Annotated in this window: 12 protein-coding genes and 1 pseudogene; 1 reads left to right on the forward strand and 12 read right to left on the reverse strand. The window is 61.9% G+C overall.

Going from position 1 to position 12376, the window contains the following annotated elements; all coding sequences use genetic code 11:
* Window positions 1–7 precede the first annotated feature (7 nt).
* The 11 genes and pseudogenes from KY465_RS00715 to KY465_RS18825 all read right to left on the reverse strand — a co-directional run bounded on the left by KY465_RS00715 (window position 8) and on the right by KY465_RS18825 (window position 10261).
* Window positions 8–967, reverse strand: a complete 960-nt coding sequence (locus KY465_RS00715) for a branched-chain amino acid ABC transporter permease (protein ID WP_219157385.1) — start codon at window positions 965–967, stop codon at window positions 8–10.
* Window positions 967–1791 (reverse strand): ABC transporter ATP-binding protein, encoded by an 825-nt coding sequence (locus KY465_RS00720; RefSeq protein ID WP_219157388.1) that lies wholly within the window; start codon window positions 1789–1791, stop codon window positions 967–969. The genes KY465_RS00715 and KY465_RS00720 overlap by 1 nt, the downstream gene beginning before the upstream one ends.
* On the reverse strand, window positions 1788–3770 hold the full coding sequence (locus tag KY465_RS00725) for an AMP-binding protein (protein WP_219157390.1): 1983 nt from the start codon (window positions 3768–3770) through the stop codon (window positions 1788–1790). The genes KY465_RS00720 and KY465_RS00725 overlap by 4 nt, the downstream gene beginning before the upstream one ends.
* A 363-nt stretch (window positions 3771–4133) precedes the next feature.
* Entirely contained in the window at window positions 4134–5135 is a 1002-nt protein-coding gene (gene dgcN / locus KY465_RS00730) for an N-acetyltransferase DgcN (protein ID WP_219157393.1), read from the reverse strand.
* A 232-nt stretch (window positions 5136–5367) separates the two neighbouring features.
* Complete coding sequence (locus tag KY465_RS00735) at window positions 5368–5820, reverse strand: Lrp/AsnC family transcriptional regulator (RefSeq protein ID WP_219157396.1); 453 nt, start codon at window positions 5818–5820, stop codon at window positions 5368–5370.
* Between the two features lie 519 nt (window positions 5821–6339).
* Complete coding sequence (locus KY465_RS00740; protein ID WP_219157399.1) at window positions 6340–6561, reverse strand: acyl-CoA carboxylase biotin carboxyl carrier protein subunit; 222 nt, start codon at window positions 6559–6561, stop codon at window positions 6340–6342.
* Window positions 6562–6606: 45 nt separating this feature from the next.
* Window positions 6607–7023, reverse strand: coding sequence for a MaoC/PaaZ C-terminal domain-containing protein (locus KY465_RS00745; protein ID WP_219157402.1), 417 nt, complete (start codon window positions 7021–7023; stop codon window positions 6607–6609).
* Between the two features lie 11 nt (window positions 7024–7034).
* Complete coding sequence (locus KY465_RS00750) at window positions 7035–8198, reverse strand: acyl-CoA dehydrogenase family protein (protein ID WP_219157405.1); 1164 nt, start codon at window positions 8196–8198, stop codon at window positions 7035–7037.
* Between the two features lie 57 nt (window positions 8199–8255).
* Window positions 8256–9029 carry a 3-oxoacyl-ACP reductase FabG gene (gene fabG, locus KY465_RS00755; protein WP_219157408.1) on the reverse strand — a complete coding sequence of 258 codons (774 nt, stop codon included), beginning with the start codon at window positions 9027–9029 and terminating at the stop codon, window positions 8256–8258.
* 130 nt (window positions 9030–9159) lie between these two features.
* Window positions 9160–9960 carry a 3,4-dihydroxy-2-butanone-4-phosphate synthase gene (locus KY465_RS00760; protein ID WP_346432579.1) on the reverse strand — a complete coding sequence of 267 codons (801 nt, stop codon included), beginning with the start codon at window positions 9958–9960 and terminating at the stop codon, window positions 9160–9162.
* Window positions 9957–10261: pseudogene (locus tag KY465_RS18825) on the reverse strand (3,4-dihydroxy-2-butanone-4-phosphate synthase). The gene KY465_RS00760 and the pseudogene KY465_RS18825 overlap by 4 nt, the downstream one beginning before the upstream one ends.
* 143 nt (window positions 10262–10404) lie before the next feature.
* Here KY465_RS18825 and KY465_RS00765 point away from each other — a divergent pair.
* Window positions 10405–11739 carry an MFS transporter gene (locus KY465_RS00765; protein WP_219157411.1) on the forward strand — a complete coding sequence of 445 codons (1335 nt, stop codon included), beginning with the start codon at window positions 10405–10407 and terminating at the stop codon, window positions 11737–11739.
* On the opposite strand, the gene KY465_RS00770 is transcribed toward KY465_RS00765, so the two are convergent.
* Complete coding sequence (locus tag KY465_RS00770; protein WP_219157413.1) at window positions 11736–12350, reverse strand: LysE family translocator; 615 nt, start codon at window positions 12348–12350, stop codon at window positions 11736–11738. The two genes, KY465_RS00765 and KY465_RS00770, sit on opposite strands and share 4 nt — an antisense overlap.
* Window positions 12351–12376: the final 26 nt, after the last annotated feature.

The following is a 12376-nucleotide window of genomic DNA, read 5'->3' on the forward strand; positions in this document are numbered from 1 at the left end:
CGACCCCCTAGATCCGCTCGATGATTTTTTCGCCGAACAGGCCCTGCGGCCGGAACAGCAGGAAGATCAGCGCGATCATGTAGGCCAGCCAGCTCTCGATCCCGCCGCCGACGAGACCGCCCCAGTAAATTTCGCCGATCTTTTCGCCAATGCCGATGATCAGGCCACCGATCACCGCGCCGGGGATCGAGGTGAAGCCGCCAAGAATGAGCACCGGCAGCGCTTTCAGCGCGACGATCTCCAGGGCGAAAGACACGTCCGAGCGGGCGCCCCACATGATGCCGGTGGCCAGCGCCACGATGCCGGCGGCAAACCACACGATCGCCCAGATCTGATTGAGCGAAATGCCCACCGACAAGGCGGCCGTATGATCGTCGGCGACCGCGCGCAAGGCGCGCCCGATGCGCGTGCGATTGAAGAACACCGCCAGTCCGCCGACCATGATCAAGGCAATCACCGCCGCCGCAATGTCGATGTGCTGCAGGATCACCAGGCCGCCATTGTCCATCTCGAAGGCGGTCGAACCGGTGGGCAGACCGAGCTCTTCGGTGATCATCTGCTTCGGCTCGCCGCCGAAGATGAACTCGCCCAGCCCGATCAGGAAATAGGTCATGCCGATCGTCGCCATCAAAAGGATGATGTCCGGCTGGCCGACCAGCGGACGCATGACGAATTTCTCGATGCAGATGGCCAGTATCGCCATCACGCCGATCGCCATGATCAGCGCCAGCAGCGCCGGCACGCCCATTTCATGCAGCCCGACCAGCGAAAGTCCGGCAAACACCACCATGATGCCCTGCGCGAAGTTGAACACGCCCGAGGCCTTGTAGATCAGCACGAAACCGAGCGCGATCAGTGCGTAAAGGATGCCGGCGACGAAACCTTCCCAGACCACCTGCAACAAGAAGTCCGGCGCCTCAGCCATTTGCACGAATGGATCGATGAAGATGGTGTAAAGCACGTCCATCAGTGCGGCACTCCCAGATAGGCGTCGATGACATCGCGGTTGTTCTTCACCTCGTCGGGCGTCCCGTCGCCGATCTTGCGGCCGTAATCGAGCACCACGACACGATCGGAAATATCCATCACCACGCCCATATCGTGTTCGATCAGCGCAATCGTCGTGCCGAACTGATCATTGACGTCGAGAATGAAGCGGCTCATGTCCTCTTTTTCTTCGAGATTCATGCCCGCCATCGGCTCGTCGAGCAAAAGCAGGTCCGGCTCCATCGCCAGCGCCCGTCCCAGTTCGACCCGCTTTTGCAGCCCGTAAGGCAATTTGCCGACCGGCGTCTTGCGGATGTGCTGGATCTCGAGAAAATCGATGATCTCCTCGACCTTGCGGCGGTTGGCGATCTCTTCGTCGCGCGCCGGGCCAACGTGGAGCAGCTGCCAGAAGAAATTCCGGTGCATCTTCAGGGTGCGTCCCGACATGATGTTGTCGAGCGTCGACATGCCCTTGAACAGCGCCACATTCTGGAAGGTGCGCGCAATGCCCGAGGCCGCCGCCGCGTGCGGCTGCATGCGCCGACGCGCCTCGCCGCGAAACGAGATCGTGCCCTGTTGCGGATGATAAAAGCCGTTGATGACGTTGAGCATCGAGGTCTTGCCAGCACCGTTCGGACCGATAATGGCGCGGATTTCGCCCTTGCGGATGTCGAAGGAGATGTCGGTGATGGCCTTGACGCCCCCGAAGGCCAGCGAGACGTTCCTGACATCAAGCAGCACATCGCCCGGGTTCAACCCGTCATCGCGACCGTGCAGCGAGAAATGCGCGGCAGGCGAATTCATTCGGCCGCCTCCCTGACCGGTTGGGCAGTCTCGAAGGTCTCGGCATCGGCGATCTTCACCGTCGCCTTGATCAGACCCTTGCGGCCATCCTCGAAGGTCACCTCGGTCTCGACATATTTCTCGCTCGAACCGTCATAAAGCGCTTCGATCAGCGGCGCATAACGCTCGGCGACGAAGCCGCGCCGCACCTTCTGGGTACGGGTCACTTCGCCATCATCCGCGTCCAGTTCCTTGTGCAGCACGAGAAAACGCCGGATCTGCGCGCCGGCCATGCTCGGTTCCTGCGCCAGATCGCGGTTCACCTGAGTGACATGCTCGCGCATCATCTCATAGACCCGCGGCAGCCCCGCCAGTTCCTGGTAGGAGGCATAGGAGATGTTGTTGCGCTCGGCCCAGTTGCCGACCGCCGTCAGATCGATGTTGAGGAAGACGCACACGGAATCGCGGTCATCGCCGAAAGCCACCACCTCCTTGACGTCGGGAAAGAATTTCAGCTTGTTTTCGATGTATTTCGGCGCAAACAGCGCGCCGTTCCGCAGCTTGCCGACATCCTTGGCGCGGTCGATGATCTTCAGGTGGCCGTCGGCATCGAAGACGCCGGCGTCTCCGGTCTTGATGAAGCCATCCTCGGTCAGCACCTCGCGCGACTTTTCCTCGGCATTGTAGTAGCCGGTGAACATGCCGGGCGACCTGAACTGCACTTCGCCCGAATCCGAAAGCCTGATCTCGACATCCGGTGCCGCCGGACCGACCGTATCGGCACGCACCGCCCCGTCTTCCTGGCAGGTCACGTAGAGAAACGCCTCGGTCTGTCCGTAAAGCTGCTTGAGATTGACCCCGAGCGAGCGAAAGAACGAGAACAGATCCGGACCGATCGCCTCGCCTGCCGTATAGGCGACACGGATCCGGGAGAACCCCAGGATGTTGCGCAAGGGCCCGTAAATCAGAAGATCGCCAAGCGCATAGGCGATCCGCCCGCGCAACGGCACCGACCGTCCCTCGAGAACCGCTTCGCCGTATTTCTTGGCCACCGCAAGATAATGTTTGAACAGGCGTTTCTTGATCGGTCCGGCATCTTCCATGCGGATCATCACGCTGGTCAAAAGGCCTTCGAACACGCGCGGCGGGGCGAAATAGAAGCTCGGTCCGACTTCGCGCAGGTTCTCGGCCACCGTCTCCGGACTTTCCGGACAACTCATGCAGAGCCCGGAAACATAGGCCTGCGCATAGTTGAGATAGTGATCGCCGACCCAGGCGAGCGGCAGATAGGCCAGCACCTCGTCATCGGCCGTCAGCCGGTCGAAATTGGCCGTGCTCTCGGCCGCCCGGACCGATCGCGCCGCAGTCAGCACCACACCCTTTGATTGCCCGGTCGTCCCGGAGGTGTAGAGGATGGCGGAAACTTCGCTGCCGTCCGAGGCGCGCACCCCCTCGGTCCAGCTCTCCAGCACCGCCGCATCGGCAGCAATCGCCTCGCGGCCCAGATGCTGGACATCGGCGAAATGACGCAGGGCCGCATGATCATAGTCGCGCAAACCGCGCGGCTCATCGTAGATCACCTGTTCCAGCCCAGGCAGGCGCTCGGCCATCGAACGCACCTTGTCGACCTGCTCCTGATCCTCGACCACGGCAAAGCGCACACCGGCATTGGCGAGCACGAAGGCCAGTTCCTCCGCCACGGCGTCGGAATAGACCGGCACCGGCACCGCCTTGAGACTTTGCGCCGCCGCAAAGGCCCAGTAGAGGCGCGGCCGGTTGGTGCCGACGATCGCGATGCGCTCGCCTTCCCGTAGCCCCAATGCGCGAAGGCCAAGCGCGAAGTCACGCACCTCGTCGCGCTGCTCGGCCCAGCTCCAGGTCTGCCAGATCCCCAGATCCTTGAAACGCATGGCCGGCCGCCCGGCATAACGCTCGGCGTTCAACAACAGATATTGCGGAAAGGTCACCGGCATGCCGCCGGCGCTGTCAGACGCTGACATCTCCTCCACATCCTCCCCTCTGTGGTCCACGACCCCCGCCGCCGCGCTTGTGCCGGCTGGCGAACGGGTCGGAGACCCCGGTGCGCATGGCGCCCGTTATCCTTCACCGCCTCTCCCAAGACGGCGTGAGCGCATGCGACGGCCCTCCTCAGCGACCTTCGCAGCGACGTTCTGGTAAATGAACGCTCGTTTACTTTATTCACTCCGTGAAACGGCGCAAGTATGACTTTCGGATAAGACGCAGAATTTCGCGCGCCAACGAGGGGCAGCCTGCCGCGCGCGCAGGCACGCGCGCGCAGCGGGCCAGGCGCACGCCGCATTCCCCGGGGCCTTGAAGCCAGAATTTAGTCTCAGATTCGCGCCCTAGATCGAACGCAGCGCGTCGACCAGCTCGCTCACCCCGAAGCGGATTGGATCGGTTGCCGGCAGACCGTGCTCGGCGGCGAGCTGTTTCAGCAGCGCCCGCGCCTCGTCTTCTGCCAGCTTTTGCGTGTTCACCGCAATGCCGGTGCACCGGATGTCGGGATTGGTGCGCGACCCGAGGGCAATCGTCATGTCGATCACCTCACGGATGCTCGGCAGCGCGTGACTGACGCCGCGCATCGTCGTCCGTGTCGGTTCATGACAGACGATGAAGGCATCGGCCTGCGCTCCGTGCAGAAGACCCAGCGATACGCCGGCGAAACTCGGGTGAAACAGCGATCCCTGACCCTCGATCAGATCCCAATGCGAGGCATCGGCCGCCGGCGACACCCATTCGACCGCGCCGGAAATGAAATCGGCGGCCACCGCATCGATCGCCACGCCGCGCCCGGAGATGAACACGCCGGTCTGCCCCGTGGCGCGGAAATCGGCGTCCATGCCGCGCTCGCGCATTTCCTTCTCCAGCGCCAGAACGGTGTATTTCTTCCCCACCGAGCAATCCGTGCCGACGGTCAGGAGGCGCTTGCCAGAGCGTTTGCTGCCCTTGCCGGTGGCAAATTTCTGATCGGAAAAGCGCACATCATGCAGTTTGCTGCCGCTGCGTTGCGCCGCTTCGGCGATCTCCGGCACCGAGGCCAATCGGATATGCAGCCCCGTGGCCACATCAAGACCGGCGTCGAGCGCCGCCACGATCGGCTGTATCCAGTGATCGGGAAGAACGCCGCCGGCATTCACCGCGCCGACAACCATGGTTTTCACACCGCGCGCCTTGGCCTCATCGATGCTCAGATCGGGGATGCCGGCGTCGGCCTGGCAACCCTCCAGACGCAGCTGGCCGATGCACCATTCCGGTCGCCAGTCGACGATTCCGATACCGGATTTGGCGGCCAGCGCATCCGGCACGTCGCCGAGAAAGATCAGGTAGGGCGGATCAATGACCATCGAACTCTCCAAATCCACAGGAAGTAAGGGTGAAACGAGGCGCCGGCAGATCGATCCGGGTTCGCAAACCGGGGCCGGACAGACCACCGTCTGGCCGGCGGCAGTCCTCTCCCGTTTGCCTCTTCGAGGAGGTCAAAGCAAGTGAAATTCGTTGTCAAAGGCCGCGCGGGGCGCGTGTTGTCCTGGCTTGCGGGCCAGTCGCGGCACGGCGGCTCCCTCGATCTGTCGGCGCTTAGACCGGGCCGCGCTTGAGAACCTTCAGCACGCATTCGGTCTCGATTTCCTCGATCCCGCCGAAAGCAACGATGAGATCGCGGATATGGGCGACCTCCTCCATGTTCGCAGCGCGGACCTCGAGAATACAGTCCCAGCTGCCGGCGACCGCCCATGCGGAAACAACGCCGCGCTGCCCGCCGATATTGCCGATGAAGCGCGTGCCATCCATGCCCTTGGCAAAACGGATGCGCACGAAGATCGTCAGCGGCCGCTGCTCGCTGGCAATGTCGCGCGTCAGCACCGTGAACCCGGTGATGATTCCCTTCTTCTTCAGTGCTTCGACACGATTTTGCACGGCCACGCGCGACACCCCGATCTGCTCGGCCATGCGGGTCCATGTCATGCGCCCGTCTTCCCGCAGAAGCGCCAGAAGTTTCAGGTCTTTCTCACCCAATTGTGTATTCTTCATCACCTGCCCCACGGCGATATTGCGTTCAAGAAATTCTGCGGATGCAAGCGGCAGACATTGGTCCGCGACATCATGAGATGACAATGCGTCCGCATTTTTTAAGATCACGCGCCTGTTTTATATGACGCCAAACTAATATTGATAGAGTATCTCAAAGTTGAATGGCCGGATTTAAGCAGTTTTACCGAGCAAAACAAGTCTGAACTCGCATGCAGGTTTAAGGGCGCGCGAATTCCGCGGTGACAAATGACCGCAATAAGCAGCAGGAAATGTGCCAGCGACCGTGGAGCGCCACCCTGCGGCGACCGGTAAAAGCTAACCCTGTGATGGCAGGACAAAGCTTATGACCGAAAAGAAAGGGATAAAGATTGCGCCGCGGGTGCGGCAGGCGCGGTGGCTGCAGATTAATTCCGGGCGCTGCCGGAGATCCGCATCGCCCGGGATTCCTCTCAATCGTGCAAATCTGCACCTTTACTCGGCGTGGCTTCGCCGCTGGTCACCGACTAAATAAGAATCGCCTCAAGCGTCGATGCGCGCCACAACATCGCCTTCGGAAACCATGTCGCCTTCACCGACCAGCACTTCGGCAACTGTTCCGGAGGTGGCTGCCACGACGGGAATTTCCATCTTCATCGACTCGATGACGATAACAGGATCGGACTGCCCTACCGATGCGCCAACACCGGATTCGATCTTCCAGACCGTGCCAGTGACTTCCGACTTCACATCAACTCTTGCCATCTGCTCTCTTTCAATGAACCCACCTTGCCCATGCGCCGTATAGCTTCAGTCTGCGGCTTGCACCGTCGCCTGCCCCGCAAACACCTGCCGGTCGCCAACATGGCCGACGAGGGTGAGATTGCATAACCCATCCGCAGCCACTGCGTCGACGCGCCCGGTCATCTCGACAACATCGCCCGGCCGCACCGGCGACAGAAACCGCCCGCCGACCTCAACGATAGTCGTTGCCGGACCAGCCCAGTCCGTCACGCATTGGGCGGCAAAACCCATCGTCAGCATTCCATGCGCAATGACACCGCCGAGCCCGGCCTGCTGCGCATGCGGAAGATCATAGTGAATCGGATTGTAGTCGCCCGAAGCACCCGCATACATCACCAGTTGCCGGGTCGTGACCGGATCCTTGCGCAGCGAAAAGCTGTCGCCTTCACAAAAGTTTCCCGTGTGGAGAGGGCTCTCGCTCATCCCGGTTTCCGTCAACGCTGCAAGGTCGAATCAAATTCCTGCGACAATTCCGCCTGTCCGATGATCTGCGCCGTCTTGTCATGACCAGCATGCAAGACGTGCGTCTCCAGATCGCGAATATAGCGGCTGAGCGGGAATTCATCGAACAGCGCGGTCGATCCGGCCGCGTGAATGATCTTGTGCGACAGGTCGAAAGCGACGTCCGCGGCAATGCTCTTGGCACTCATGGCAAGCAGTTCCGCCTCGACGATGGGCCGGTCATGATAGGCCCGAATCGCGTCGTGAAAGACCGATTGCGCCGCCTCAAGACGAATTTTCATCTCGCCGGTCCGCATCTGGATCAATTCGGCGCTGCCTTTGCCGCGTCCCACCACATATTCCCGGAACCAGTTGTACATACCCTCTGTGGTGCCGAGATAGTTGGCGGCAAACCCGAGATGAAACTTGCCCTGCCAGCGCTTGCGGGGATAGTCGCCAGGCTGGCCGAGGACATTGGCATCCGGGACGAAGACATCGTTGAGAGTGATCACCGGGCTGTCGGCCGTGCGCATGCCGGACGGGCGGTACCAGCTGGTATCGATCGACACGCCTTCCATGTCCGGCTCAATGATCACCATCAAATGATTGTCGAGGAAATTGTCGACGCCTTCGATCGCGGCGAAGATGATCGCAAAACCCAGATCACTGCCATTCGTCGCGTAGTTCTTCTCGCCGCGCACGATGTAGCCGCCATCCACCTTCTTGGCAGTGGTATTCATCATGTACATGTGCTTGCGCTTGGCTTCCGAGCCGACAAACGAACCGAGAAATGGCTTCTTGAACATCGGCTTCAGGTAGCGTTCATGCTGATCTTCGGTGCCCATGGCCTCGACCGCCCAAGCGGAATGATTGGTCACCTGATAACAATGCGCCGTGCCGCTGCAGCCGCGCGCGATCATCCGCAGGCCCTGCAGGAAGGTCGAGGGATCATCGCTGTCGACATTGCTGCCACGACCGCCCATCTCCTTGGAAAGGGTCGTGGTCAGCCAGCCGTGATCATGCAGTTCCTGAATGTTTTCCTTCGGCATGACGCTGGCTGCATCGTAGGCGCGGCCGCGCGGCCGGAAGTTTTCGATGGCGAGCTTCTCGAGGGCTCGCATGTCATCGCTCTCAAGCGCATCTACAGGATCAATCAACGCATCATTCCTTCTCTGAAGCATAGTCTTTGTCTCCTGCGGCCCGGGGTCAGATCCCTAGCGCCGCGTTTCGGGGCCGCCGCTGAGGTAGATCACCTGGCCATTGACGTAGGATGCCTCGTCGTCGCACAGGAAGCGCGCCAGATTGGCCACATCTTCCGGCACACCGACGCGGCGGATGGCGATGGTTTCGGCACGCTTGGCTTTGTACTCTTCGGGCGTGAAGCCCAAGCGCTTGGCCGTCGCCTGCGTCATCTCTGTGTCGATGAACCCGGGCGCGATGCAATTGACATTGATGTTGAAGCGGCCGAGCTCCAGCGCCAGCGTGCGCGTAAATCCTTGCAGGCCCGCTTTGGCGGTCGAGTAGTTGAGCTGTCCGCGATTGCCCAGCGACGAGGTCGACGAAATGTTGACGATCTTGCCGTAGCGCTGCTCGACCATGTAGCGCTGCGCCGTCGAGGTGCACACGAAGGTGCCGCGCAGATGCACCCCCATCACAAGGTCCCAGTCGTCATCCGACATCTTGTGAATGAGGTTGTCGCGCGTCACACCGGCATTGTTGACCAGAATGTCGATCGAACCGAAGCGCCCATGCGCCTTCGCCATGGCAGCCTCGACGGAGGCGCGGTCACTGACATCGCAGCCCATGCCGAGCGCCTCACCGCCATGCGCCGCCGCGATTTCGCTGGCGCAGACCTCCGATGCCGCGCCGTCCAGATCGAGAATGACAACCCGGGCCCCTTCCCGCGCGAAACGTTCTGCGATCGCACGCCCGATGCCGCGCGCAGCTCCTGTCACCACCGCTGTGCGCACCGAATTGCTGTCGCTCATATTGCCTCCCATATCCCCGAACAGACGGTCGTTTCGAAACAGCCGCCCCTCTTTGCTCCCTAAATAGATAGCACTATCGAACAATATTGTCACCATAAAAATGGTAGCATTTGAGCGCAAGTTTTTCACCTTATCCACTCAGCACGCGCAGCCCATATCCTTCAAGCGTGACAATCGAGCGGTTCGATTCATTGAGCAGGATCATGTCTTTCCCACCGAGTTCGCTCAGAATCTGGGCGCCGGTGCCATAGTCGCGGATCTGGCTGCCGCTCAAGACCGGGGCACGGCTGCGCACCGCCACCACTTCCGAAGGAGTGGTTCGATGGGTTTCGCGCAGGAAAACGATGACGCCGCGGCCAGCCGCCTCGATTCGCTTCATCGCGTTGTAGGTCGCGGCGCCCTTGCTGTAGGCGCGATCGCCGATAATGTCGTCGAACAGATTGATCGCATGCACACGCACCAACACCGGCTCACCACTGGCCACATCACCCTTGACCAGCGCCACATGCTCGACATCGTCCACCTGGTCGCGGAACACGATGGCCCGGAACTGCCCGCCATGCGCGCTGTCGACATCGGCCTCCGTCACCCGCGCCACAAGGCGTTCGGTGCGGCGTCTGAAGGCGATCAGATCGGCAATCGTTGCAATGTTCAGTCCCTCGCGCTGCGCGAAGTTGCGCAACTGCGGAAGCCGCGTCATTGTCCCGTCAAGGTTCATGATTTCGCAAATGACGCCGGCGTCGCCAACTCCCGCCAAACGACTGATATCGGTGGCCGCTTCGGTATGCCCGGCCCGCACCAGCACGCCGCCATCCCGAGCCACGAGGGGAAAGACATGCCCCGGCGAGACGATATCGGCAGCCTGCGCCCCTTCAGCCGCCGCCGCCGCAATGGTGCGCGCGCGGTCCGCAGCTGACAGGCCGGTCGTCACCCCTCGCGCGCCTCGATCGAAACGGTGAACGCCGTCCCGGTGCGGCTGCTGTTGTCGCGCGTCATAGGCGGCCGGTTGAGGAACTCCGCCCGCTTCCGCGGCAGGGTCATGCAGAACAGGCCGCGGCCATGAAATTGACCGCCGCCGCATTGGCAAACGCCGCCGGAACGAACAGGTCCCCTTCATCCTCCTCGTATTCATCATCAACCAGGATCGACATCCGACCGGCGCGCGCATCATCCAGTATGGTTTCGATCGGCGCCAGTCCATTGCCCGGATGCGGCATCTCCATCCCCATCATTTACCCTCCGGAAGCCATCCTCTCTAAGGGTACAATTTGCACAATTCGGACAAACAATATACCAATTTTTCGGAACAATAAGTTGGTTTTGTAGCCCTTAAATCAGGCGAGCCGTGTTTCGCGCCCGCGCAGTTGGTGCCTTAGTGACAACCAAAGAGCCTTCCCCGCAGAATGCCGCACCTACCGAACCCACGCGGCAATCGCCCTCCGATGCCGGCGGCGCAACGCCGCCTTTGCCCGGCGCCCGTTCGGGATTTCTGATCGGCTTTGCGCTGCTGGTCGTACTATTTTCCATCGGTCAGCTGCACCGCTCCTCGGGGGGTGTGATGTCGATCGTCTTCGTCGATGAATTCGCCCTGTCGCCGGCGCTGATCGGCCCGCTGATCGGTGCCATGTTCATTGCCCAGGGACTGGGCCAGGTGCCCGGTGGCATCGTGCTTGATCGCTTCGGCACGCGGCGCACACTGGCCGGATTCGGCCTGCTGGCAGCGCTCGGAAGCCTGATGGTAGCGCTCGCTGGCACCTGGCAAGGCGTCATGGTCGGGCGAGTGCTGATCGGCATCGGCTTCGCTCCGGCGCTCAATGGCAGCATCAGCTTTTTCGTGCGCTGGGCCGGCAATGCCCGCCTTTCCACCCTGACCGGACGTTTTCTTTTTGTTGGCATGCTCGGAGGCATCGTTGGCACTGGCCCCCTGTCCCTTGCCATTGAATCCTATGGCTGGCGCCCGGTTTACGCCGCGCTCGGCGTCCTGACCTTGATGGCCGCCGCCAGCCTGCCGCTGCTGGTACGCGACGGCCCACCACGCCGCGCCACCGACACCGACAACCCCGCATACCCGCGACTCGCCGATATCATGCGCGGCATGCGCCAGGTCTTTCGCAACCGTGAAATCCGACCGCTGCTGCTGATTTCTCCCTTTCTCTACACGCCGACACAGCTTCTCGTCGGCCTCTGGGCCGGCCCCTATCTCGCCGACATCCACCGGCTCAATGCCGTCGACCGCGGATATGCGCTGACCATCATGATGGTCGGAATGAGCATTGGTGTGCTGGCTTACGGACCGATCGAAGCAAAGATCGGCCGCCGCCGCCCGGTCGTCATCGGCGGCGCGCTGACCGTCGCCGCTTCCTTTCTCGCTTTGGCGTTCTGGGGCCAGCAGTCACCGCTGATCGCCATCGCCGCCTGTAGCGCCTCCATCACCTTCTCGACCTATTTCGTCGTGGTCATTGCCCATGCCCAGAGCCTCTTTCCGCGCGAATTCTCCGGCCGGTCGGTGGCCGTCATTGGCCTGATTGCCATCACCGGCGTCTTCGTCAATCAAAGCCTGTCAGCCGCGCTGGTCGCAGCCTTTCCGGCGCCACCCGGTGCCACCGCCTCGCTGACCGGCTACCGCACGCTGTTCATCGTGGTGGCGATCGTCTTCGCCGGCATCGCTGCAGTCTATTCACGCGTGCGCGAACAGCGCGTCCGAAGCTAGGATGCCGACCGGACGAGACCAAGACCTGCGATGGCAAACAAGCCCGCCGCGAGCCCCGAAATCCATCGACGCCAGCGCCGATAGCCGGCCATCGCGCCCCGTAGTGAGAACACCAACGCATAGCCGGCATAGATCCAGCCCCCGAGCACCATGCAGGCGAGCGTTGTCACCATCAACTCTTCCAGGCCACCGCGGCTGCCAAGACCCATTGCCAATGCGGCCATCCAGGCGATGACCGCCTTCGGGTTGGACAGATTGAGAATGAGGCCGCGGGTAAACAGCGCCCCGACGGGCACGGCGCCCAGCTGCTCCACCGCAGGCGCAAGCGAGCTGCGTGCGGCCTGCAGCGCCAGCCAGAAAAGATACAGACTGCCAAAGATCTTCAGGGCAATGAGCGCGCCGCTCGAGGCTTGCAACACCGCTCCGAGACCGGTCGCCGCAACGACGCCCCAGAACCACAGGCCGGCCGCAAGGCCGGCGCCATAGATCAGCCCGCGCCGCCGACCATCCGCCATCGCAACGGTGGCCAGCGCCAGCGTGGCGGGCCCGGGCGATGCCGCAGCGACAGAAAAAGCCGCCAGCACCGAAAACAGGGAAAGAATATCTAGCATGACGCCTCCGCACATTCGCCGCTGAG

It is taken from the genome of Neohoeflea coraliihabitans, from assembly GCF_019334345.1.
GTDB lineage: Bacteria > Pseudomonadota > Alphaproteobacteria > Rhizobiales > Rhizobiaceae > Pseudohoeflea > Pseudohoeflea coraliihabitans.